General features: G+C 56.7%; 22 protein-coding genes and 3 tRNA genes. 21 read left to right on the top strand and 4 right to left on the bottom strand.

Annotated features, from left to right (window positions below; translation table 11 throughout):
- Positions 1 to 151: 151 nt before the first annotated feature.
- Positions 152 to 2,713 (bottom strand): DNA mismatch repair protein MutS, encoded by a 2,562-nt coding sequence (gene mutS / locus K7H09_RS13470; protein ID WP_009286779.1) that lies wholly within the window; start codon positions 2,711 to 2,713, stop codon positions 152 to 154.
- 83 nt (positions 2,714 to 2,796) lie between these two features.
- Between mutS and K7H09_RS13465 the strand changes: the two genes are divergently transcribed.
- From K7H09_RS13465 to K7H09_RS13425, 9 genes are all read left to right on the top strand, one after another.
- Entirely contained in the window at positions 2,797 to 3,336 is a 540-nt protein-coding gene (locus K7H09_RS13465) for a CinA family protein (protein ID WP_230804949.1), read from the top strand.
- Positions 3,337 to 3,465: 129 nt separating this feature from the next.
- Positions 3,466 to 4,539 (top strand): recombinase RecA, encoded by a 1,074-nt coding sequence (recA, locus tag K7H09_RS13460; protein WP_009286780.1) that lies wholly within the window; start codon positions 3,466 to 3,468, stop codon positions 4,537 to 4,539.
- Positions 4,540 to 4,578: 39 nt separating this feature from the next.
- Entirely contained in the window at positions 4,579 to 5,043 is a 465-nt protein-coding gene (locus K7H09_RS13455) for a regulatory protein RecX (protein WP_022519966.1), read from the top strand.
- Positions 5,044 to 5,257: 214 nt separating this feature from the next.
- Complete coding sequence (gene alaS, locus K7H09_RS13450; protein ID WP_230804911.1) at positions 5,258 to 7,867, top strand: alanine--tRNA ligase; 2,610 nt, start codon at positions 5,258 to 5,260, stop codon at positions 7,865 to 7,867.
- Between the two features lie 99 nt (positions 7,868 to 7,966).
- A complete protein-coding gene (locus tag K7H09_RS13445) occupies positions 7,967 to 9,217 on the top strand; it encodes an aspartate kinase (protein WP_009286781.1) in 1,251 nt (416 codons plus the stop codon).
- 194 nt (positions 9,218 to 9,411) lie between these two features.
- Positions 9,412 to 9,600 (top strand): carbon storage regulator CsrA, encoded by a 189-nt coding sequence (gene csrA / locus K7H09_RS13440; protein ID WP_007111501.1) that lies wholly within the window; start codon positions 9,412 to 9,414, stop codon positions 9,598 to 9,600.
- A gap of 133 nt (positions 9,601 to 9,733) precedes the next feature.
- Positions 9,734 to 9,826 (top strand) — tRNA-Ser (locus K7H09_RS13435).
- A gap of 56 nt (positions 9,827 to 9,882) precedes the next feature.
- A tRNA-Arg gene (locus K7H09_RS13430) sits at positions 9,883 to 9,959 on the top strand.
- Positions 9,960 to 10,101: 142 nt separating this feature from the next.
- Positions 10,102 to 10,178: transfer RNA gene (locus K7H09_RS13425), tRNA-Arg, on the top strand.
- Positions 10,179 to 10,351: 173 nt separating this feature from the next.
- Here K7H09_RS13425 and K7H09_RS13420 read toward each other — a convergent pair.
- The gene (locus K7H09_RS13420) at positions 10,352 to 11,347 is read right to left on the bottom strand and encodes a tRNA dihydrouridine synthase (RefSeq protein WP_223828023.1); all 996 of its coding nucleotides are present in this window, start codon (positions 11,345 to 11,347) and stop codon (positions 10,352 to 10,354) included.
- Between the two features lie 159 nt (positions 11,348 to 11,506).
- On the opposite strand from K7H09_RS13420, the gene K7H09_RS13415 reads away from it, so the two are divergent.
- From K7H09_RS13415 to K7H09_RS13405, 3 genes are all read left to right on the top strand, one after another.
- Positions 11,507 to 11,764 carry an OadG family protein gene (locus tag K7H09_RS13415; RefSeq protein WP_022519963.1) on the top strand — a complete coding sequence of 86 codons (258 nt, stop codon included), beginning with the start codon at positions 11,507 to 11,509 and terminating at the stop codon, positions 11,762 to 11,764.
- 91 nt (positions 11,765 to 11,855) lie between these two features.
- Complete coding sequence (oadA, locus tag K7H09_RS13410) at positions 11,856 to 13,670, top strand: sodium-extruding oxaloacetate decarboxylase subunit alpha (RefSeq protein WP_230804909.1); 1,815 nt, start codon at positions 11,856 to 11,858, stop codon at positions 13,668 to 13,670.
- 10 nt (positions 13,671 to 13,680) lie between these two features.
- Positions 13,681 to 15,003 carry a sodium ion-translocating decarboxylase subunit beta gene (locus tag K7H09_RS13405; protein ID WP_022519961.1) on the top strand — a complete coding sequence of 441 codons (1,323 nt, stop codon included), beginning with the start codon at positions 13,681 to 13,683 and terminating at the stop codon, positions 15,001 to 15,003.
- A gap of 230 nt (positions 15,004 to 15,233) precedes the next feature.
- Here K7H09_RS13405 and K7H09_RS13400 read toward each other — a convergent pair whose 3' ends face one another.
- Both K7H09_RS13400 and K7H09_RS13395 read right to left on the bottom strand, forming a co-directional pair.
- The gene (locus K7H09_RS13400; protein ID WP_022519960.1) at positions 15,234 to 15,860 is read right to left on the bottom strand and encodes an IMPACT family protein; all 627 of its coding nucleotides are present in this window, start codon (positions 15,858 to 15,860) and stop codon (positions 15,234 to 15,236) included.
- The gene (locus K7H09_RS13395) at positions 15,860 to 16,240 is read right to left on the bottom strand and encodes a LexA family protein (protein ID WP_230804907.1); all 381 of its coding nucleotides are present in this window, start codon (positions 16,238 to 16,240) and stop codon (positions 15,860 to 15,862) included. The genes K7H09_RS13400 and K7H09_RS13395 overlap by 1 nt, the downstream gene beginning before the upstream one ends.
- 197 nt (positions 16,241 to 16,437) lie before the next feature.
- Between K7H09_RS13395 and ccmA the strand changes: the two genes are divergently transcribed.
- From ccmA to ccmI, 9 genes are all read left to right on the top strand, one after another.
- A complete protein-coding gene (ccmA, locus tag K7H09_RS13390; RefSeq protein WP_190373954.1) occupies positions 16,438 to 17,058 on the top strand; it encodes a cytochrome c biogenesis heme-transporting ATPase CcmA in 621 nt (206 codons plus the stop codon).
- A gap of 125 nt (positions 17,059 to 17,183) precedes the next feature.
- Positions 17,184 to 17,852, top strand: a complete 669-nt coding sequence (gene ccmB, locus K7H09_RS13385; RefSeq protein WP_223828158.1) for a heme exporter protein CcmB — start codon at positions 17,184 to 17,186, stop codon at positions 17,850 to 17,852.
- Between the two features lie 14 nt (positions 17,853 to 17,866).
- Positions 17,867 to 18,634: a heme ABC transporter permease gene (locus K7H09_RS13380; protein WP_230804905.1), complete on the top strand. Its 768-nt coding sequence runs from the start codon at positions 17,867 to 17,869 to the stop codon at positions 18,632 to 18,634.
- On the top strand, positions 18,634 to 18,825 hold the full coding sequence (gene ccmD, locus K7H09_RS13375) for a heme exporter protein CcmD (protein ID WP_022519956.1): 192 nt from the start codon (positions 18,634 to 18,636) through the stop codon (positions 18,823 to 18,825). The genes K7H09_RS13380 and ccmD overlap by 1 nt, the downstream gene beginning before the upstream one ends.
- Complete coding sequence (ccmE, locus tag K7H09_RS13370) at positions 18,822 to 19,331, top strand: cytochrome c maturation protein CcmE (protein WP_230804904.1); 510 nt, start codon at positions 18,822 to 18,824, stop codon at positions 19,329 to 19,331. Before ccmD ends, ccmE begins: the two co-directional genes overlap by 4 nt.
- A gap of 52 nt (positions 19,332 to 19,383) precedes the next feature.
- Positions 19,384 to 21,417, top strand: coding sequence for a heme lyase CcmF/NrfE family subunit (locus K7H09_RS13365; protein WP_022519954.1), 2,034 nt, complete (start codon positions 19,384 to 19,386; stop codon positions 21,415 to 21,417).
- Entirely contained in the window at positions 21,414 to 21,941 is a 528-nt protein-coding gene (locus tag K7H09_RS13360; RefSeq protein ID WP_041157622.1) for a DsbE family thiol:disulfide interchange protein, read from the top strand. The genes K7H09_RS13365 and K7H09_RS13360 overlap by 4 nt, the downstream gene beginning before the upstream one ends.
- Positions 21,932 to 22,402: a cytochrome c-type biogenesis protein gene (locus K7H09_RS13355; protein ID WP_039858734.1), complete on the top strand. Its 471-nt coding sequence runs from the start codon at positions 21,932 to 21,934 to the stop codon at positions 22,400 to 22,402. The genes K7H09_RS13360 and K7H09_RS13355 overlap by 10 nt, the downstream gene beginning before the upstream one ends.
- Positions 22,399 to 23,637, top strand: a complete 1,239-nt coding sequence (gene ccmI, locus K7H09_RS13350) for a c-type cytochrome biogenesis protein CcmI (protein WP_039858736.1) — start codon at positions 22,399 to 22,401, stop codon at positions 23,635 to 23,637. The genes K7H09_RS13355 and ccmI overlap by 4 nt, the downstream gene beginning before the upstream one ends.
- The last annotated feature ends 9 nt before the right edge of the window (positions 23,638 to 23,646 follow it).

Raw genomic sequence — 23,646 nt, 5'->3', positions numbered from 1 at the left:
CCGCGAAGACGCTACTTTCGACATCTGACCGCCATGGATGGCGGAAATGCCGGAATAGTCGGGAACATTTTCCGGCCCTGTCGAAAGACCCTCGCTTCAACCTGCCCTGGCACCTGAATCTAACTTATCGCCTTTCATGCTATAAGCACCATTAGATCAGGTCTCGCCACTGATACAATAGTGATAGCGCTTCCCGCGGTGTTAAACCATCCATATCGACGTTTTCCAACGCCTCGACCACCGGATGCGGTGCAGCGGCGAACAGATCGTTTTGCTGCGGTGCGGTTCGCGGCGCCTGCGCCGTGTTATCCACATCGCGCTGCTCCAAACTTATCAGCTTCTCGCGGGCACGTTTAATCACATGGTTGGGCACACCCGCTAATTGCGCCACCTGTAAACCATAGCTCTGGCTGGCCGGGCCCGCTTCGATGCGGTGCATAAACACAATGCTGTCGCCATGCTCGGTCGCCGTTAGGTGGATATTGGCCACCCCTTCCATATGCTCAGGCAGCGCCGTCATTTCAAAGTAGTGGGTCGCAAACAGCGTTAGCGCGCGTCCTTTTGCCAAATGTTCAGCGCTTGCCCAGGCGAGCGACAGACCGTCAAAGGTACTGGTGCCGCGGCCAATTTCATCCATCAGGATCAAGCTTTGCTGGGTGGCATTGTGGAGAATGTTGGCGGTTTCAGTCATCTCGACCATAAAGGTAGAGCGCCCGCCGGCCAAGTCATCCGATGAGCCAATGCGGGTGAATATTCGATCCAGCGGGCCGATCTCGGCGGCATCGGCGGGCACAAAACTGCCGCAGTGAGCGAGAAGGGCGATGAGCGCCGTCTGACGCATATAGGTCGATTTACCGCCCATGTTAGGGCCGGTAATAATCAGCATGTGCTGGTCAGGATTGAGCGTCACGTCGTTGGGCACAAAGGGTGTCTCGCTCACCTGCTCGACCACCGGATGTCGTCCCGCGTCAATTTGAATCCCGGTGGTTTCGCTGAGTGTTGGACGCACCCAGTTCAGCGCCTCGGCGCGCTCGGCAAAGGCGCACAGTACGTCCAGTTCCGCCAAGGCTTGCGAGGTGCTCTGCAGCGCGTGAAGGCTTGCGTTGAGATCGCCAAGCAGGCGATCGTAGAGCCATTTTTCACGCGTCAACGCGCGAGATTTAGCGGAGAGTGCCTTATCTTCAAACTCTTTGAGCTCGGGGATAATGAACCGCTCGGCATTTTTAAGTGTCTGGCGGCGAATATAGTCGGCGGGCGCCTGCTGGGCTTGTGAACGCGGTAGCTCAATAAAGTAGCCGTGCACCCGGTTGTAGCCCACTTTGAGATTGGCTAGCCCCGTGCGCTCGCGCTCGCGAAGCTCGAGCTGAATAAGATAGTCGCCCGCGTTTTCGGCCATGCCACGGTGCTCATCGAGCTCTGAATCAAAGCCATCGGCAATCACCCCGCCATCGCGGATCACCACCGGCGGATTTTCTACCAGCGCCCGGCTGAGCATATCGGCCATTTCTGGGTAGGGGCGAATATGCGGGCGCAGGTTATCCAGCGCACTGCCGCTCTCAACCTCGCTAAGCTGTTGCTCCAGTTCCGGAAGCGTTACCAGTGCATCCCGCAGCCGTGCCAAATCGCGCGGGCGGGCGCTATACAGCGCCACCCGGGCCAGAATGCGCTCCACGTCGCCCACCGCGCTCAACGTCTCGCGCAGCGGCATATAGGCGGCATCCAGGCTTAGCAGCGCCACACCCGCATGACGGGCCTGGACAATCTCGCGTTGACGCAGTGGCCGATTAAGCCAGCGTTTGAGTAGCCGTGAACCCATGGCGGTGGTACAGGTATCCAGCACGCTGGCCAGGGTGTTGTCGCTGCTGCCGCCCAGGTTGATATCAATTTCCAGATTACGGCGGCTGGCAGCGTCGATCACCACCGCGTCGTCGCGGTTCTCAACGCTGATGGCGGTCACGTGGGGCAGGCGCGAGCGCTGAGTGTCCCGGGCATAATCGATCAATACCCCGGCAGCAATTAGCGCAGAGGTTAAGTGCGCACAGCCAAAGCCACGTAAATCCTGCACTTCGAACTGGTCGCAGAGGCTACGGGTAGCGCTTTCCAAATCAAACAGCCACTCGCCCTGGCGGCGCAGGCTGCGTTTCTGCGACCAGGCCTCGGGTAGCGTTAAGCTTTCGGGTACCAGCAGCTCGGCCGGGGAGAGACGCGTCAGCTCGGCGAGCATTTCGGCTTCGCTGTCTACTTCCAGTACGTTGAAGCGACCACTGGAGAGCTCCAGCCAGGCAAGGCCCCAGCTCTCTTTTCCGGGTGAAACGGATACCAGCACGTTGTCGCGGCGGGCATCGAGCAGCGCTTCATCGTGGAGCGTGCCGGGGGTGACGATACGCACCACCTGGCGGTCAACGGGCCCTTTGCTGGTCGCGGGGTCGCCAATTTGCTCACAAATAGCCACCGACTCCCCACCGGCGACGAGGCGGGCCAGATAGCCCTCAGCGCTGTGATAGGGGACGCCCGCCATCGGGATAGGCTTGCCGCCTGACTGCCCACGCTGGGTAAGGGTAATATCCAGCAGTGCGGCGGCGCGCTTGGCGTCGTCGAAAAACAGTTCATAAAAATCCCCCATGCGGTAGAACAGCAGTACCTCGGGGTGCTCGCGCTTGATCTTTAAATATTGCGTGATCATGGGCGTGTTAGGGGGAGTGGCCTGTGACATGGGCGTCCTGATTGAGCAATTTCTTTGAGAAAGCTAAACGCAGTATTCTACGCTGAATAGACGACTCACTTGAAGGAGCGACCATAGTGCCCAGCGAAACTAGCCTGAAAAATCTTGATTTAACCCTGTTAGCTCAGCGGCTGGGGCGGCTGTGTAAGCAGTTGAATGTGGAAGTGACCGCCGCTGAGTCATGTACGGGGGGCGGCATTGCCAGCGCCATTACCGAGGTGGCGGGTAGCTCTGCTTACTTTACGACGGGCTATGTGACCTATGCGAATGCTGCTAAAACGCGCTTATTGGGGGTGCCTGAGACCACGCTGGCCGAGCACGGTGCTGTCAGCAAGGAGGTCGTCAAAGCCATGGTGCTGGGCGCCTGTAATGAAAGTGGCGCGGGCTTAGCTGTTGCCGTTAGCGGTGTTGCAGGCCCAGAGGGGGGGAGCGCTGAAAAGCCGGTGGGTACGGTTTGGTTGGCCTGGGGAGATGCTGCTGCCCAGGAAGCTGAATGCTTTCACTTTCCAGGTGACCGTCAGTCGGTGCGAGAGCAGGCCGTGCGTCAGGCCTTGGTTGGGCTGGTGGTGCGCCTGAATGAGCGCGAGAAGGCGAGCAAGACGAACCAGCCGTAAGAAAAAGGCGCATATGCAAAAAGGCTGTTGATAAAATAGATGAGAGAAAGCGCGATCAAGGATTTGTTTACGGCGCAATCTTTGGCATACTACTGGCTAATTATACAGCTTGTTATGAGGAATCTCTGAATGGCTCAGGATGACAACCGCACTAAAGCGCTAAACGCTGCACTCACCCAAATCGACCGTCAGTTCGGCAAGGGCACCGTCATGCGTCTAGGCGACGCACCGCGTGTCGTCATGCCGTCGGTTTCCACCGGTTCATTGGGTCTGGATATCGCCCTCGGCATCGGCGGGCTGCCGTTTGGCCGTGTGTGCGAAATCTTTGGCCCGGAATCGTCGGGTAAAACGACCCTGACCCTTTCGGTGATTGCTCAGGCGCAAAAACAGGGCAAAGTGTGTGCCTTCGTGGATGCCGAGCACGCCCTTGACCCTAGCTACGCAGAAAAGCTAGGCGTCAACCTGGATGATCTACTGATTTCCCAGCCGGACACTGGCGAGCAGGCGCTGGAAATTACCGACATGCTGGTACGCTCCGGCGGTGTTGACGTGATTGTTATCGACTCGGTCGCTGCGTTGACCCCGCGCGCTGAAATCGAAGGCGAAATGGGTGATTCCCACGTTGGCCTACAGGCGCGTTTGATGTCTCAGGCACTGCGTAAAATCACCGGTAATATCAAAAACGCCAATTGCTTGGTGATCTTCATCAACCAGATCCGCATGAAGATCGGCGTCATGTTTGGTAGCCCCGAAACCACCACTGGTGGTAACGCGCTGAAGTTCTATGCCAGCGTGCGTCTGGATATTCGTCGTACCGGCTCGGTGAAAGTGGGTGATGAAGTCACCGGTAACGAAACCCGCGTGAAAGTAGTCAAAAACAAGGTGGCACCGCCATTTCGTCAGGCTGAATTCCAGATTCTTTACGGCAAGGGTATCTACCACGCCGGTGAGGTCATCGACCTGGGCGTGCAGTGCAACCTAGTCGACAAAGCCGGTGCCTGGTACAGCTATAAAGGTAAGAAAATCGGTCAAGGTAAAGCCAATTCAGCGCTGTATCTGGAAGAGCACCCGGAAATTATGCTCGAAATCGAAACGCAGATTCGTGAGCAGCTCTTGGCCAAGCCCGATCCTAAAAAGGAGAAGGAAGATGCGCCTGCCGAAGCAGCGGCAGAATTGGATGCGGGTGATGACGATCTGCTGTAAGACGATACTCACTAAGCTAATGCTAGCTAAGATAAGCTGATGGCATTCACCTCCCAGCGTGATGCTACGCCCCGTGATATCGCCATTGGTTTACTGGCTCGGCGCGAATACTCCCGCGCCGAGCTTGCTCAGCGTCTGAAGAAAAAGTCTTTCGACGATGCCGCTATTGATGAGTGCCTGGACGCCTTGGTTGAACAAGGGCTGCAGTCTGACGCGCGCTTTGCGGCCAGTTTCGTGCGCTCGCGCATACTGCGTGGCCAAGGCGTGATTCGTATTAAAGGCGAGTTGCGCCAGCGCGGCATAGACCAGGAAACCCTTGCCACCGCTTTTGAAGAAGTGGAGGGGGGCGAGCAGGTCGACTGGTTTGAGCTGGCCCGGGAAACCCTGGCGCGGCGTTTTGATAGCCCCGGTGAGACCCCCAAAGAGCGCGCTAGGCGTGAACGTTTTCTCGCTAGTCGCGGCTTCGATTTTGAACAAATTCGCTACGCGCTCTCCTGTCTGTAATACGTTTTCCCCAGCCTATACAATACCCCCTCTTACATTTCTAGTAGCGCTCTAATACGCTTGTTCATCCAGTTGTTTACGTGGCTGTTTGCCTTTCTGCCACTAAGTGCGGCTTTAGTCGTTTGACAACTGCGCTATAATGGCTGCTTTGCGACCCCTGAGGGTAGCGGCAACAGCGCCCTGGGACATCACGCTTTCTTGTTACGGATACCCTATGAAAAGCGCAGAGATTAGACAGGCCTTTCTCACCTTCTTCGAAGAGCAGGGGCATACGATTGTACCCACCAGCTCATTAGTGCCGGGCAACGACCCGACGCTGCTGTTTACCAATGCCGGCATGGTGCCGTTTAAAGATGTGTTTCTAGGCCGCGATCCGCGCCCTTACGTGCGCGCCACCTCTGCGCAGCGCTGCGTTCGCGCGGGCGGTAAGCATAATGATTTAGACAACGTCGGCTATACCGCACGCCACCACACCTTCTTTGAGATGCTGGGTAACTTTAGCTTTGGCGACTACTTCAAGCGCGACGCCATTCGCTTTGCCTGGGTGTTTTTAACCGAAACGCTGGGACTTCCCAAAGACAAGCTGTGGGTAACGGTACACATCAGCGATGACGAAGCTGAGCGCATCTGGAAAGATGAGATTGGCATCGACCCTGAGCGCTTCTCCAAGCTGGATGAAGATAACTTCTGGCAGATGGGCGACACCGGCCCCTGCGGCCCCAGTTCGGAAATCTTCTTTGATCACGGCCCTGAGGTTTGGGGTGGCCCGCCGGGCAGCCCGGAAGAGGATGGCGATCGCTATATCGAAATCTGGAACCTGGTGTTCATGCAGTTTGATCGCGATGCCCAGGGCACGCTCAACCCGCTGCCCAAGCCCTCCATCGATACCGGTATGGGGCTGGAGCGTGTCGCCGCTGTCATGCAGGGCGTCCACTCCAACTATGAGATCGACCTGTTCCAGAACCTGCTGCAAGCCGCTGCGAAAGCGACCGGGCACCCTGATACCGCTACGCCTTCGTTGCGCGTAATTGCCGACCATATCCGTTCCTGTGCCTTCCTGATTGCTGATGGCGTGCTGCCTTCCAACGAAGGGCGCGGCTATGTCCTGCGTCGGATCATTCGCCGTGCAATTCGTCACGGCCACAAGCTGGGCGCGGTTGAGCCGTTCTTCCACAAGCTGGTGGAGGCGCTGGATGCGGAGATGGGCGATGCTTATCCGGAACTGCGTGAAGCGAGCGATCAAATTGCCCGTGTACTGCTGAAAGAAGAAGAGCAGTTCGCACGCACCCTGGATCACGGTATGGGGCTCTTGAATGCGGCACTGGCCGAGTTGGATGGCAAGGTGCTGCCGGGTGAGACGGTGTTTAAGCTTTATGATACCTACGGCTTTCCCTTCGACCTTACCGCCGACGTCTGTCGTGAGCGTGGCGTTAGCCTGGACGAAGATGGCTTTCAGCAGGCGTTAGAGGCCCAGCGTGAACGCGCACGGGCGGCCAGCCAATTTGGTGCCGACTACACCGCCTCCATCGAGTTGGAGGGCGAAACTGCCTTTACCGGCTACGACCGCTTGGAAGATCAGGCCAAGGTAACCGCGCTGGTCGACAGCGAGGGCAATCCACTGGCAGCGCTGGAAGCGGGGCAGAAGGGTGTCGTGGTACTAGACCGCACGCCGTTTTACGGCGAGTCAGGCGGCCAGGTGGGCGATACCGGCTACCTGTATGTCGACGGCGGCCGTTTCCAGGTAACTGATACCCAAAAGCAGAGCGGTCATCATCTTCACCAGGGCATGATGGTAGAAGGCTCGCTAAGCGTTGGCGCAAGCGTGCGTGGTGAAGTGGATGCCAGCCTGCGCACAGCCACCATTCGCAATCACTCAGCCACCCACCTGCTGCATAAAGCGCTGCGCATGGTGCTGGGTGATCACGTACAGCAGAAAGGCTCGCTGGTGAACGCCGAGCGCCTGCGCTTCGACTTTAGCCACTTCGAGCCGATGACCGCTGAGCAACTGGCGGAAGTCGAACGGCTGGTCAACGAACAGATTCTGGCTAATGCGCCGACCAAGATCGAGCAGATGAGCCTGGATCAAGCCAAGGCCAAGGGCGCAGCAGCGCTGTTTGAGGCCAAATACGCCGAGAACGTGCGCGTGCTGACCATTGGGGCCGATGACTTCTCGATCGAGTTATGCGGTGGTACCCACGTGGCACGCAGCGGTGATATTGGCTGCTGCCATGTGATGAGCGAAGTGGGCATTGCTTCTGGCGTGCGCCGCATCGAAGCGATCACCGGCGAAAATGCGCTGGCCCACTTTCGCGAGCAGGAAGCCCGCCTCGAGCGCTTGGGTGAGCGCTTGAAGACCAAGCCTGAACAGGTCGAAGCGCGGGTAGAATCACTGGTTGAGCGCAACCGTAGCCTGGAAAAAGAGCTTGAGCAGCTCAAGGCCAAACTAGCCAGTGCAGCGGGTAGCGATATGCTCAGCCAGGTGCAGGAGGTCAATGGCGTGAAGCTGCTGGCGACGCAGCTGAATGGCGTATCAGGCAAAGATTTACGCGGCATCCTTGACCAGCTTAAGAACAAGCTAAGCTCTGGAGTGATTATCCTCGGCGTTGCCGACCAGGCGGCGGGCAAAGTGAGTTTGATCGCTGGGGTCACCCAGGATCTGACCGGCCGAGTGAAAGCCGGCGAGCTGGTGAACCATGTTGCCTCCCAGGTAGGAGGGAAGGGCGGTGGCCGCCCCGACATGGCCCAAGCGGGAGGTAGTCAACCCGACGCCCTGCCGGATGCGTTGAAGAGCGTACCAGCATGGTTGGAAAACGTTCTTAGCTAAACCTCTGGGCCGGTGGCATTATTGTCACCGGCCTTATTATTTATTTAAAACTTGTGACACTTTCACCCTCCATTCCCGAACGCATAGGAAAAACGGCATATGGCACTATACGTACAGAAGTTCGGCGGCACTTCGGTGGGCTCTGTCGAGCGTATCAAGGCCGTAGCGGAAAAGGTTAAGGGCTTCCGCGATCAAGGCCATCAGGTAGTGGTCGTGGTCTCCGCCATGAGTGGCGAAACCAACCGCCTGACGGACATGGCACAGGCGCTTAACGACGATCCCGCACCGCGCGAGATGGATATGCTGCTGTCGACCGGCGAGCAGGTAACTATTTCACTGCTCGCTATGGCGCTGCAGCAAATCGGTGTGCCAGCCACTTCGCACACAGGCGCCCAGGTAGGTATTCATACCGATAGTGCCTATACCAAGGCGCGTATCCAGCGCATTGAAACCGAAGACCTCAAGGCCGATCTGGACGCTGGTCAGGTAGTGGTTGTGGCCGGGTTCCAAGGGGTCGATGAAGACGGCAATATCACCACCCTGGGCCGTGGTGGTTCTGACACCACAGGGGTGGCGCTAGCCGCCGCGCTAGGCGCCGATGAGTGCCAGATTTACACCGATGTTGACGGGGTATACACCACCGATCCCCGCGTCTGCTCCAAAGCCCAGCGCTTAACGAGCATTACCGTGGAAGAGATGCTGGAACTGGCCAGTCTCGGCTCTAAAGTGCTGCAGATCCGCGCGGTAGAGTTTGCCGGAAAGTACAACGTACCCCTGCGGGTGCTGTCGAGCTTTGAAGACGGCCCCGGTACCCTAATTGTTGCAGAAGCCGACCAAGACGAGGACGCTATGGAAGAACCACTGATCTCCGGTATCGCTTTCACCAAAAATGAAGCAAAATTAACCCTGCTGAATACACCGGACGTGCCGGGTGTGGCGTCACGCATTCTAGGCCCCATTGCCGATGCCAATATCGAAGTGGACATGATCGTGCAGAACGTGGCGCCGGCCGGAGACTATACCGACTTTACCTTTACGGTTGCTAAGGGCGATTACAAAGCCACTAAGAAGCTGCTTGAAGAGACGGTGATTCCTGATTTGGGCGGCGGTGAGCTGCGTGGCGACGACAATATTGCTAAGGTCTCTTTAGTGGGTGTCGGTATGCGTTCTCACGCCGGTGTGGCGTCGAAAATGTTCCGTGTGCTAGCCGACGAAAACGTCAATATCCGTATGGTCTCCACCTCTGAGATTAAAATCTCGGTCGTGATTGATGAGAAGCATATGGAGCTTGCTGTTAATGCATTACACAAAGCTTTTGGTTTAGATAAGGCAGATATCGAATCTGAATAACATTAATACCTTAAACCTTCTACGCTGAAGGGGTACTTACTGCCGTGTGGTGGTGAGCTTTCTTTCAACGGGAGGTATAAGGTGTCATGGAGCCGGAGTCATTGGTGACAGGGAACACTATGTCGCATAATGGCATGGTGTTGCCTCCGGCTGACATATCCCGTTGCATAAAACGTCTGAAAAGGAGATCAGCCATGCTCATCCTAACTCGCCGTGTTGGCGAAACGCTGATGATCGGTGATGAAATCACCGTCACCGTGCTAGGTGTGAAAGGCAATCAAGTACGTATCGGCGTAAATGCGCCTAAAGATGTGGCAGTTCACCGTGAAGAGATTTACCAGCGTATTCAGCGTGAACGAAACAGTGAAAATGAAGTGGAATAAGCCTTGCGAGCTCGCATGATGAAACGATGCTTAAAGCGTAAGCTTATATGTAAGATATGGCCGGTGCGAAAAAAATCCGTAGAAGACTAGACACAAGAAGACTAAATCGGTAATATTCGCGCCGTGCCGTTGAGGAGAGGTGGCCGAGTGGCTGAAGGCGCTCCCCTGCTAAGGGAGTATAGGGTTTATAGCCCTATCGAGGGTTCGAATCCCTCTCTCTCCGCCAATCGCATGGCCAGTAAGTGCTTTTACTTTGTTAAAAAGTGCATGGTCACAAGGTATGCGCCCGTAGCTCAGCTGGATAGAGTACCTGACTACGAATCAGGGGGTCGGAGGTTCGAATCCTCCCGGGCGCGCCACCTTTTTATGCTGACTGCATTTATGGTTAATCGTATTTGAGATTAGCTGTATTTAAAGTTAGTTGTACCAGAGGCTAATTGCATTAATCAGTATTTGTAATAGTCTTGGTCGCAGTAAAAGTAAACGTTAGTAAAACGTTACGCGCCCGTAGCTCAGCTGGATAGAGTACCTGACTACGAATCAGGGGGTCGGAGGTTCGAATCCTCCCGGGCGCGCCAGATTCCAAAACCCGCTCTCTTATTGAGAGCGGGTTTTCTGTTTCCAGTCTGACCGCCAGTTTCTAGCCTGACCGGAAGTCGCTCGCGCCCCGGTCTTGCGATCGTTTGTAGCGCCCCCGCTTTGCGGTAGGGCGCTTTTTTTTGCCTGTTAAAGGGGTGGTGCGAAAGAAGGGCTAAGCCATTGCAGCTTGCTGTTCGTCGACAACAAGGCTGTCGAGCAGTTGGTCTAACTCGGTGATGCGCTTTACGCGCTGAAAATTCTGTTCAGCTTCACTGCTGCCTTGGCGCATTTGGGCAAGCCACTGCTTTACCAGAGAGACCACGACGCGGTCGGGTAGCTTTTGACGCTGTAGAGCGGCGTATTCTTTGAGCACGTTGGCGCGCATCGCCCAGCTACTCTCAGGTAGCCGCTCGCCGGTTTGCAGCCAGTGGCGAATGCGTGGCGCCAGCCAAGGATCGGCCAGGGCGCTCCGTCCCAGCATCACGTCGCGACACCCTGACAGGGTGCGGGCTTTCCAGTAATCTTCCAGTGTCCAGATATCGCCGTTGGCGACCACGGGGATGCTCACTTGGCGGCGAATTTTGCCGATCCACTCCCAGTGTGCCGGTGGGCGGTAGCCCTCGTCTCGGGTGCGTGCATGAACGACCAGCTGTGCTGCTCCGCCCGCTTCGGTGGCTTGGGCGCAGGCCACCGCTAAACGGCGATTAGCGAAGCCCAGGCGAATCTTGGCGGTTACCGGGATTTCCCCCTCTAAAGCGTCGTGAACGGCTTTAACCGCCTTATAGACGCGATCAGGCTGGCGTAACAGCGAGGCGCCGCCATCGTGCCGGTTAACCAGTTTGGCAGGGCAGCCGAAATTAAGATCGACGCTCACCGCGCCCAGGCTAAGCGCCTGGCGCGCGTTAGCCGCCAGGGCGACTGGGTCAGAGCCCAGTAACTGTAAATGCACGGGAATGCCGCTTGGTGTGGCCACAGGCGGTTGCGCAAGCTCGGGGCAGTGTTTATAAAACACTCTTGGCGGCAGGCGCGCATCGACCACACGTACAAACTCGGTGACCGTCCAGTCGAACCCGGCATGCCGGGTCAGCAGATCACGAGTCAGGGCGTCGATTACCCCTTCCATCGGGGCTAGGCCGATTCTGCCGTTTTGTAGTAAATTAACAACCATGACTTCCACTATCGCGCCATTGCATTCTATTCTGAGTGTGGCAGGTTAGTGCATTCCCCTTACTGCGCCAAGCGCCTTTCACCGTATTGGCGTCATGATGTGCGTAAAAATGGTACTTGAGCTGTGCTTCAAGACACCGGGCTTCAAGGAGATCGCTTTATGCAGGATCTAGAACTATTGCAAGAAGGGCTGGCGTTGATGGCGCTCGGTATGGGCGTAGTGTTTGTTTTTCTTACTGTTTTGGTCATTAGCGTTACGCTGATGTCGAAGCTTGTTGGGCGTTTTCAGCCCGCCCCTGTGGCTGTTAATACGGGCAATAAATCGTCGCCATCTTCGGGTTCCTCTGCGCAAAATGACGAGGTCATGGCGGTGATCAGTGCTGCAGTGCATCGTTATCGCTCAAGCCGGCGTCGTTAACTTTCTCGATTTTTTTCATTTTGGCCCTCTTGTGGCTATTTTTTTGTTATTTTTACTACAAACTTACAACTCTCTACTGTGAGCCATGACAATGAACGAAATAAAACGCCCTCTAGGCATTACTGATGTCGTGCTGCGCGATGCCCATCAATCGCTATTCGCTACACGTATGCGGCTGGACGATATGCTGCCGATCGCCGAAAAACTGGATCGCGTTGGCTATTGGTCGCTGGAAACCTGGGGTGGGGCCACTTATGACGCCTGTATCCGCTATTTGGGCGAAGATCCGTGGGAGCGCATTCGTGCATTAAAAGAGGCTATGCCCAATACGCCTCAGGCCATGTTGCTACGTGGTCAGAACCTGCTGGGCTACCGCCACTACGCCGATGACGTTGTCGATAAGTTTGTCGAGCGGGCGAAAACCAACGGCGTTGATGTCTTCCGTGTTTTCGATGCCATGAATGACCCGCGCAATTTAGAGCGCGCCATTCAGGCGGTGCGTAACGTCGAAGGTCACGCCCAGGGCACCATCTCTTACACCGTGAGCCCGGTACATACCCTGGATAGCTGGGTTGATCTCGCCAAAACCATTGCTGGCTTAGGCGCAGATTCATTGGCTATCAAGGATATGGCGGGGCTACTGACGCCCTATACGGCCTTCGATCTGGTCACCCGGCTCAAGAAAGAGCTATCGATTCCGGTGCACCTGCACTGCCACGCCACCACCGGCCTCTCTACCTCAACCATTTTGAAGGCAGTGGAAGCAGGCATTGATAACGTCGATACCTCGATCTCGTCCATGTCGATGACCTACGGTCACAGCCCCACCGAGTCAGTGGTGGCAATGCTGAAAGACACCGGCCGCGATACCGGTCTGGATCTTGAACTGCTGGAAGATATTGCCGGTTACTTCCGCGAAGTACGCAAGAAGTACGCCGCCTTTGAAGGCTCGCTGCGCGGTATTGATTCGCGCATCCTGATTGCTCAGGTGCCCGGCGGTATGCTGACCAACATGGAAGGCCAGCTCAAAGAGCAGGGCGCGGGCGATAAGCTGGACGATGTGCTAAGCGAGATTCCCCGCGTGCGCGAAGATCTTGGCTTTATTCCGCTGGTGACGCCCACTTCGCAAATCGTCGGCACCCAGGCGGTCATGAACGTGATGATGGGCGAGCGCTACAAGTCGATCTCCAAGGAAGTTCAGGCGCTGCTCAAAGGTGAATATGGTGCTGCCCCAGCACCCTTCAACGCCGAATTGCAAAAGCGCGTCTTGGAAGGCGGCGAGCCGATTACCTGTCGCCCGGCGGATAACCTCTCACCGGAAATGGATAGGCTGGCTGCCGAACTGAAAGAGAAGGCTAGCGCTGAAGGCATTCGCTTGGCCGAAGGCAAGCGCGAAGTAGATGATGTTCTGACCTACGCGCTGTTCCCGCAGATCGGCTTGAAGTTCCTTAAAAACCGCGACAATCCCGACGCCTTTGAACCTGCCCCCCAGGCAACTGACGCAAGTGCTGAAAAGACACCCGCCAAGGTGGAAAGCAAAGAGCCGGTGGCTAGCAGTGGCCCGGAAACCTATACCGTTAAGCTCAACGGTAAAGCCTTCGTGGTGGAAGTGTCTGAAGGTGGTGAACTGGGCGAAGTGCAGGAGCAAACGGCGGCCAGCACTGGCGCCCCCAGAGAGGAAGTGTCTGCACCCACTGGTGAGAGCATTGATGCGCCGCTGGCCGGCAATATCTTCAAGGTTAATGTTCGCCCTGGCGATAAAGTCGCTGAAGGGGATGTGGTGATCATTCTTGAAGCGATGAAAATGGAAACCGAAGTGCGTGTCAGTATCGCAGGCACTGTGTCTAAGGTTAACGTCAGCGAGGGCGACAGCGTAGCCGTAGGCGATGCGCTGATCGAGCTCTAAGGGCCCAGTAATGGATAAATTAGTAACGTTATGGGAAGGCTCTGGGCTATATAACCTTGAGCTTGGCCAAGCCGTCATGATCATGGTGGGGCTACTGCTGCTTTACCTGGCCATTTATAAGAAGTTTGAGCCGCTGCTGCTGGTGCCGATTGGCTTTGGCGGCATTCTGGCCAATATTCCCGAAGCAGGGTTGGCGATTTCAGCGCTAGACCAAGCGATCGAGGTGGCGAAACCCGCAGTGCTACAGCAGATAGCGGCAGCGCTGGGCGCGACGCTGGATCCGTTAGCGAATGCGGAAGCCTGGCGTGAATCGTTAAAAGTGATAGCCCACGATGGCGTCGCACCGGATCAGGTGCGTGCCGCACGTGATATCGCCGTGGGCGTCGGCTATAGCGATGGCATGCTTTACAACTTCTATAAAGTAGCAATTGGTTCAGGTATCGCCCCGCTGATTATCTTTATGGGTGTGGGCGCCATGACCGACTTCGGTCCGCTGCTGGCCAATCCGCGCACGCTGTTTTTAGGTGCGGCCGCTCAGTTTGGCATTTTTGCCACTTTGTTTGGTGCCGTGGCGCTCACCTCGATGGGCATCATGGATTTCTCGCTCAATCAGGCCGCCGCCATTGGTATTATTGGCGGGGCGGATGGCCCGACCTCCATCTACGTCTCCAGCGTGCTGGCGCCGGAGCTGCTGGGTGCTATCGCGGTGGCTGCCTACGCCTATATGGCGTTGGTGCCGCTGATACAGCCGCCCATCATGCGTCTGCTGACCACCGATAAAGAGCGTCAAATCAAGATGACCCAGTTGCGGCCGGTCTCCAAGCTGGAAAAAATCATCTTCCCGCTGATGCTGCTGATTCTGGTCGCGCTGTTTCTGCCCGATGCGGCACCGCTACTCGGTATGTTCTGCTTTGGTAATCTGATGCGTGAGTGTGGCGTAGTCGAGCGCTTGTCGGATACCGCGCAAAACGCCTTGATCAATATCGTCACGATTATCCTGGGACTGTCGGTAGGCTCCAAACTGATGGCCGAGAGTTTCCTGGCATTTGAGACGCTGGGGATATTAGGTCTGGGTATTGTCGCCTTTGGTATCGGCACGGCCGCTGGGGTATTGATGGCCAAGCTGATGAACCTGGTGAGCAAAATGCCCATCAACCCATTGATCGGTGCCGCGGGCGTTTCCGCCGTGCCTATGGCAGCGCGGGTGGCGAATAAGGTGGGGCTGGAGTCCAACCCACATAACTTCCTGCTGATGCATGCCATGGGCCCCAACGTGGCGGGTGTTATTGGGTCGGCAGTCGCGGCCGGGGTAATGATTAAATACCTGGGTTAACTAGTCCTCTGCCATCAACGACATAGGGGTGTCATTGCGAACGCAGTGAAGCAATCTGGGGTTGGTTCTCAGGGTAGGCTTGAGATTGCTTCGTTGCAGGCTCCTCGCAATGGCCGGTGAGTGTCATCGCGAGCGAAGCGCGGCGATCTCGGTTTGTTTGCCACCGCAGAACGAGATTGCCGCGTCGCAAGCTCCTCGCAATGACATATGGGGCCCTTTCATCTGCTGCGTTATGCCTTTGGTGCAGAGAGAACCTCAATAGCACTCTTCAAGCGGTTTTCTAGCGGGGCAAGGTCAAGCGGGCAGTCCCGTGGCCAGCCAATGGTCAGGCGAACGCCATCACCATCGTAGTCGGCTTGCTCAATAGGGATGTCGTGCTCTTCGCACCAGGCGCGGGCAATCGCTTCATTGGCAAAAGTAAGGCGCAGGGTGTAGGTGTCGCGCTCAACCACTTCCCGGGTAGCGAGTGTCTCAAGGGCATGGCTAACCGCCTGAGCGTAGGCGCGGGCTAAGCCACCGGTGCCGAGCTTTGTACCGCCAAAATAACGAATGACCACACAGCCAATCTGGCCCAGTTGGCTCCCCTGGAGAACCTGATACATGGGGCGGCCAGCGGTGCCGCCAGGCTCGCCATCATCGGAAAAGCCAATCAGATTTTGCTCGCCGGGTGGCCCGGCAATGTAGGCAGTGCAGTGGTGGCTGGCATTAGGATGCGCGGTTTTCGCCGCATTCAGCAGAGTAGTGAATGCGTTGATATCGGGAGCGTGGCAGATCCAGGTGATAAATTGGCTCTTTTCTACTTCAATGTCAGCCGTGTGCCATGACCCTGTGGGTAACTCGGGAACCCGATAGCGCATTAATGCTCCGTAAAGGTAGTCTCACTTTTCACACCCATTACCATGCCGAGTACCTGAATATCCCGGTTGTGCAAAAATAGCGCTGGCTGCAAAGTATCTTCTGGCCATAGCTCTACGCCAAAGCGGCTGATAGAGAGCTGCCTCAAGGCGATCGTTTGCTGGTTTATTTCGGCAACGGCAGTTTCTGTCTGGGTATCGTGTTGATAGCGCCGGATAATAATGACATCGCCATCGAACAAGTTGCAATCACACAGTGCATTGCCACGCACTTTGAGTGCATAGGTATTGCGTCGGGTAATGCTAGGCGCCATTGCGTAAGGGTGCGGTGCCGGTTGTCTACGGCCAAACGTAACGGTAGGTGCTGCCATCGATAGGGTCATCAAAGAATCTCCATTGCATGTTCTTTCATACAGTGGTTTTCATTGTAGACCTGTTTTTGCATACAGTGCCAGAGATAATTGCTCTCACGACATATTGATGAAGATCACGCTGCGACCCAGCGCCGCATTGTGTGAGTGGCGAGAAAGGGGCTTTACGTGTAGAGTTCGACGCGAAATCAATATGCCAGGAGAGACGCTTGAGCCTGTGTCTACAAGCCCGCCAGCTTGCCTGTGAACGCGATGACCGCTGGCTGTTTCAAGGGTTAGATCTGGAGGTTCGCAGCGGCGAGATAGTGCGAATTGAAGGGCCCAATGGTAGTGGTAAAACCAGCCTTCTGAAAATTCTCTCCGGCCAGCTCAGTGACTACCAGGGCGAACTGTTCTGGAATGGCGCTGCGATGAACGAAGCACGTGAACATTTTCTCGCGAATTTGCTCTATTTAGGACATGCACCGGGCATTAAGTCAGGGCTTTCCCCGTTAGAAAATTTAGCCTGGTATCAGGCGTTAAGCGGGGAAAGTGGTAATGAAGATCAGCGCCTGGAAGCTCTTGAACGGGTTGGGTTGGCAGGCTTTGAAGATGTGCCCGCAGGGCAACTCTCAGCAGGGCAACAGCGCCGTGTTGCCCTGGCGCGCTTAACGTTAACGCTGCGCGCCCTATGGGTACTGGATGAGCCTTTCACCGCGATTGATCGCCACGGCGTCGCTGATCTAGAAAGACAGCTGGTTGCCCACGCTCAGGCGGGGGGCTGTGTGTTAGTAACGACACACCACGAGTTAACCGCTTCACCGTTGCTCAGACGGATATCCCTAGGGTAAAGGAGAAAGGGTTGCACAGCTCTTTACATGGCGCTTCAAATAGCTCTTCACACGGCTCTTCACAAAGTTCGGAGACCGCTCAACAGGTTTCAGCAGTGCCACTGCGTGAGCATAATGGTGGGTTAATGACCGCAGTGAAGGCCACGCTAGTGCGTGACTTAACGCTATTGCTGAGACGCCGTGGCGAAGTGCTCAATCCACTGGTGTTTTTTGCCCTGGTGATCACGCTGTTCCCGATCGCTATTTCGCCCGACCCTGAGCTGTTAGCGGTGATTGCTCCAGGTTTGCTGTGGGTCGCAGCTTTGTTAGCCGCGCTGCTTTCATTAGACAGCCTGTTTCGCAGCGATTATGACGACGGTAGTCTGGAGCAACTGCTATTGGCGCCGCAGCCGTTAGTCGCGCTAAGTTTGGCCAAAGTGGCCGTGCACTGGCTGCTGACAGGCCTACCGTTGGCGCTGATGGCGCCGATATTGGGTATTATGCTGGCGCTGCCAGCGGGCAGCTACGCCGTGCTGGCGCTGTCGCTTGCCCTGGGTACGGCAAGCTTGAGTTTGATTGGCGCCATCGGTGCGGCGTTAACCGTTGGCTTGGCACGGGGTGGAGTGCTGCTCTCGCTACTGGTGCTGCCGTTGTATATCCCGGTGCTCATTTTTGGCGCAGGCGCGGTGCAGGCGGCCATTTTTGGAGAGGGTGTCTCCGCACACCTGGCTATCCTGGGCGCGCTGCTCGCCGCCTCACTCATGTTGGCGCCGTGGGCGATTGCCGCATCGCTGCGTATCAGTATTAACGGTTAAGGACAGGACACGCTATGTGGGCCTTTATACATAAGCTGGGATCACCCAAGTGGTTCTACGGCATTAGTGCCAAATTACAGCCCTGGTTTTGGGCCGCGGCGGCGCTGTTGATCGTCACTGGCTCGCTGTGGGGGTTGGCGTTTGCGCCAGCGGATTACCAGCAGGGTAATAGCTTCCGAATTATTTACGTCCATGTGCCGGCGGCCTTTTTGGCTCAGTCTATCTTCATTGCCATGGCGGTTTCCGGCCTGGTGTTTATGGTCTGGAAAATTAAAGTCGCCGATATGGCGGCGGCGGTGATGGCGCCTCTTGGCGCAGCTATGACCTTTGTCGCGCTGTTTTCCGGTGCCGTATGGGGTGTACCCACTTGGGGAACCTGGTGGATGTGGGATGCACGGCTAACGTCAATGCTGATCTTGCTGTTTTTGTACTTGGGCGTAATTGCTCTGCGTGGGGCTTTTACCAGCCGCGATAGCGCCTCACGGGCAGCCTCGGTGCTGGCCATGGTGGGGGTGATCAATATTCCCATCATCAAATACTCGGTGGACTGGTGGTACACCCTGCACCAGCCCGCTTCATTTACGCTGACCTCGCGCCCGGCCATGCCTACTGAAATGTGGCTGCCTCTGGTCATTATGGTGCTGGGTTTCTACTGCTTTTTCATTGCCTTAACGCTGATGCGCACACGCAGTGAAATTTTGCGCCGCGAAGCTAACAAACGCTGGGTACAGGAATTGGTGACCGGCCAAGTGGTGGAACTACCGGCAGAGGAGGCTCGCTAATGGCGTTTGACTCATTTTCCGAATTTCTCGCCATGGGTGGTCACGCGCCTTATGTGTGGTCTGCCTGGGGCGTGACAGCGCTACTGCTGCTCGCCACCGTATGGCATGCGCGTGCTGAACAGCGCCAATTGATCAAAGGCTTGAAACGCCGTGCAAGACGCGCAAACAGCGCAAGGGGAAACGCCCAATGACGCCTAAACGTAAACAGAAACTCTTTATTATCCTGGGCCTTGTGTCGCTGGCCGCGATTGCCGTGGGGCTGACCCTGTACGCGCTGCGCGCTAACATCAATCTGTTTTTCAGCCCGGTACAGATCGCCCAGGGCGACGCGCCCATCGAGCGGCAGATTCGCGCCGGTGGCATGGTGAAAGAGGGTTCAGTATCCCGTGACCCCGAGAGCCTGGACGTCGAGTTTGTCGTCACCGATTACGTTGATGACCTGGAGGTCTACTACAGCGGCATCCTGCCCGACTTGTTCCGCGAAGGCCAAGGCGTGGTAGTGATCGGAGAGCTTCAGTCCGATGGTCGTTTGTACGCCGATAAAGTGCTTGCGCGCCACGATGAGAACTATATGCCCCCTGAAGTCGCCCAGGCACTTGAAGAGGCGGGCTATTCGCCAGCCGACTACCAGGCCAAAGCCGCGGAAGTGGGTAAACGCCTGGACGAAGAAGGCGTACCCCAAGCAAGCGAATACTAAGACCCACAGTTTAACCGCCTTGCCTTACCGCCAGTGCTGGTTCGGAGCGCACATGTTTATCAAAATGATTCCTGAAATTGGCCACTTTGCCCTCATTATCGCGCTGCTGATGGCGGCGGTGCAGGCCGTGATGCCGCTGGCCGGTGCGGCCACCCGGCGCCCGCTGTGGATGGCCTATGGTCAGCCCATGGCGGTGGGGCAGTTTGTGTTCATTGCCATTGCCTACGCCTGTTTGACCGCCAGCTATATGCTGGACGACTTTAGCGTGGCGAACGTGGCCAACAACTCCAACTCGCTGCTGCCCTGGTACTACAAGTTCAGCGCGGTGTGGGGCAACCATGAAGGGTCGGTGCTGCTGTGGAGCTTTATGCTCGCGGGCTGGGGGTGTGCGGCCAGCCTGTTTACCGGCAACCTGCCGCGGGATATGGTCGCGCGAGTAATGGGCGTGATGGGTATGGTTTGCGTCGGCTTCTTACTGTTTATTCTGATGACATCGAACCCCTTCGAGCGGCTACTGCCCGGTATGCCCCAGGATGGCGCCGACCTTAACCCGCTGTTGCAAGACTTCGGGCTAGTGGTGCATCCGCCGATGCTCTACATGGGCTATGTGGGCTTTTCCGTGGTCTTTGCATTTGCCATTGCAGCGCTGATGGGCGGTCGTTTAGACGCGGCCTGGACGCGCTGGGCAAGGCCCTGGACGAATCTGGCCTGGGCATTCCTGACCGTGGGTATCGCGTTAGGCAGTTGGTGGGCCTATTACGAGCTTGGCTGGGGTGGCTGGTGGTTCTGGGATCCGGTCGAAAACGCTTCACTGCTGCCCTGGCTGACGGGAACCGCACTGGTTCACTCACTCGCGGTCACCGAGAAGCGCGGCTCGTTTAAAAGCTGGACCGTGCTGCTGGCGATCTCGACCTTCTCGCTGTCGCTAATGGGCACTTTCCTGGTGCGCTCTGGGGTGCTGACCTCGGTGCATGCGTTCGCTAACGACCCGGCCCGCGGTTTCTTTATCCTGATGCTGCTGGCCATTACGGTAACGCTGTCGCTGCTGGTGTTTGCCCTGCGCGCTCCGCGGGTAAGTCATAAGGTGGGGTTTAACTGGCTCTCCCGGGATGCGCTGCTGCTGGTTAATAATATCTTTCTGGTGATTATGACCGTCACCGTGCTACTGGGTACCGTCTATCCGCTGATTCTGGATTCTCTGGGGCTGGGGAAAATCAGCGTGGGCCCGCCTTACTTTAATACCCTGTTTGTGCCGCTTACCGTGTTGATGTGTATCTTTATGGGGCTTGGCTCGGTAACGCGCTGGAAGAGCATGGCGGCACGCGACCTGATTCGTAAACTGTGGTTAGCCGGTGTGGCCGCATTGGTGATCGGCATATTAATGCCGCTGCTGTACCGTGGCGAGTGGAACCTGTTTGTCTCCCTGGGCATTGTCTCTGCACTGTGGATTGTGCTGCCGATGGTGCGTGATGTATTCGATAAAACCCGCCACGCCAGTTCGTTTTTGGCCGGTGTTCGTAAGCTCTCCCTGGCTTATTGGGGCATGGTGCTGGGGCACGTAGGTGTTGCGGTCACTATCGTCGGCGTGACGGTAGTGTCCAACTACAACATTGAGCGCAACGTGCGCATGTCGCCGGGCACCACGGTCGAAGTCGCGGGCTATCAGTTCACCATGACCGAGTTAACCGAGCGTCGTGGCGCTAACTTCCTGGCGGACACCTCGATTCTACAAGTGCAGCGCGGCGACTCAGGCAGCAGCTTTACCATGCGGCCCGAAAAGCGTCTCTACCTGGCCACCGGTATGCCGATGACGCAAGTGGCCCTGCGCCCAGGGCTGTTCCGCGACCTCTATGTCGCCATGGGTGAGAACCTGGGCGATGGCAGTTGGGCAATGCGGGTGCAGTATAAGCCGTTCGTCCGTTGGCTCTGGCTGGGCGCACTGCTAATGGCGTTTGGCGGTGTATTGGCGGTGCTCGACAAGCGCTACCGCCGTACCGCATCCACCCGTGAAGCGCCCAAAGTGGCTAGCCAGGATGATAGTACTCAGAACAGTACTCAAAATGGCGCACGGGAGGCCACTGCATGAAGCGACGGCTACTGCTATTACTGTTGCCGGTGTGTTTTTTAGCCCTGGCGCTGTTCTTTTACCAAGGCCTCTCGCTAGACCCCTCCCAGCGGGATTCAGCGCTGATGGCGCGGGAGTTCCCGACCTTTGAAGCCAGCACGCTGCGTGATGAGAATCGCCGCGTTGACCAAACGCTGTTAAAGGGTGAGGTGACGTTGGTGAATGTGTGGGGCGAGTGGTGTCCGGCCTGTAAGCAGGAGATGCCGCAACTGCTGGAACTGGCTGATAACGACATTCGCATGGTCGGGGTCAACTACCGCGATACCCGCGAGAAAGGCATGCAGTTTCTCAGCGAATTTGGCGATCCGTTTGAAGTTAATATTTTTGATCCGGAAGGCGAGCTAGGGTTTGATCTTGGCGTCTACGGCGCCCCGGAGACATTCCTGGTCGATGCCGACGGGGTCATTCGCTATCACCATAAAGGCTACGTATCACCGCAAGACGTGCGCGAGCGAATTCTTCCGGAGGTGGAAAAATGGCGCTAATGCGAACCATGGCAGCGCTACTACTGCTGGTCATAGCGTTTGGTGCAGCGGCAGGTGGTATCGAACTGCGCGAATTTGACGACCCGGTCATGGAGAAGCGCTATCACGATTTAACCGCCTCCATGCGCTGCCCACTGTGTGAAAACCAAGCCATAAACGATTCCGATGCACCCATTTCGGCAGATATGCGTGAGCGGGTTTATCAACTGTTGCAAGACGGGCAGTCGGATATCGAAATTATCAACCATATGGTGCAGCGGTTTGGTGAATATATTCTCTACAACCCGCGTTTAGAGAGCCGTACCTACCTGCTTTGGGGCTTGCCCATCGCCCTGGTGTTGCTAGGTGCGATGGTGGTTGTGCTGATGATTCGCGCCCGCCGTAACGCCTCTGCTAAAGCGTTGAGCGCCGAAGAACGCCAGCGCATAGACGCGCTGACTAACCGTAAGGGGTCTTCATGACGCTGCTCTGGATAGCCATTGCCATTCTACTGCTCCCCGCGCTGTGGCTGCTGGTTTCGCCGCTAAGAAACGCGCGTGCCCTGCATGACCAGCAGCGCGATTTTGAAGCCAACGACACCTCCGCCGAGCAGAACGTGGCGATTTTCAAGCGCCGCTTGGCGTCACTGGAAGCGGCTCTTGAACGCGGCGACATAGATGCCGCACGCTTTGAGGAAGACCGGCTGGAACTCGAGCGCAGCCTGCTGGAAGACACTGCTTTTCGCGAGCGTCGGCCGCTAAAGGCTGCCAGCGCCGGCCGTATTGTCGTGCCTGTGGTGATGCTCGCTGTGGTCGCTGTTAGCGTTATTTGGTATCAGCAAAAGGGCGCTGAGGGCGACCTGGTGCTACTGGCCGTGCAGCAAGAAGTGCAGAACGACCCTGATGGATCGCTTGCCATGTATATCGAGCGCATGGAGGAGCAGGCCGAACGCCAGCCGGATAACCCTAATGTGTGGAGCGAGCTGTTTCCGCTCTACCGTGAAACCGGACAAATGCCCAAGGCCGTGGACGCCCTGGAGCGCCTGATCGAGATTGAAGGGCGCATTCCACCGCTGCTTGCGCAGTTGGCGCAAATTCGTTTCTTTATGGCTGAGCGCGAGCTTACCGACGAAGTACAAGCGTTGGTCGACGAGACGTTGGAGCAGGATCCCCGCCAGCCCACCGTGCTGGGCTTGCTGGGCATTAATGCCTTCGACAACGGCGATTACGAGCAGGCTATTGACCACTGGCGCCGGGCGATTGCCAATATCGAGGATCCCAACACTGTGTCCTCGCTACGCGACGGCATTCGCGTGGCTCAGGAGCGATTGGGTATTGAACCCGAAGAAGCCGTCACCGAGGGCACCGGCATTCGTGTGCGTGTCTCGCTGGATGAGGAGCTCGTCGGGCGCGTAGATGGCGATGCCAGCGTCTTTATTACCGCCCGCGATATTGAGGGCGAGTTACCGCCCCTGGCCGTGGTGCGGGCACAGGTATCCGAGCTGCCTATGACCGTGACGCTAGATAACAGTGTCGCGATGTCTCCCCAGGCGCAAATATCCCAGGTACAGGAAGCCCGTTTAGTGGTGCGTGTTTCTCCTTCTGGCCAAGCAGCGCCCCAGCCCGGGGATCTGTTTGGTGACCTTGAGAGCGTCAGCATCGGGCCAATTGAAGACGACGAAGCGGCCGAAGTGGTGATTAACCGTGTCTTTGAATAATCGCAACAG

Origin of the sequence: Halomonas sp. IOP_14, assembly GCF_021021315.1 — a bacterium.
In the GTDB taxonomy this organism is placed as follows: Bacteria; Pseudomonadota; Gammaproteobacteria; order Pseudomonadales; family Halomonadaceae; genus Vreelandella; species Vreelandella titanicae.
Note: the sequence above shows the minus strand (reverse complement) of the source record. Positions and strands in the feature narration are given on the sequence as shown.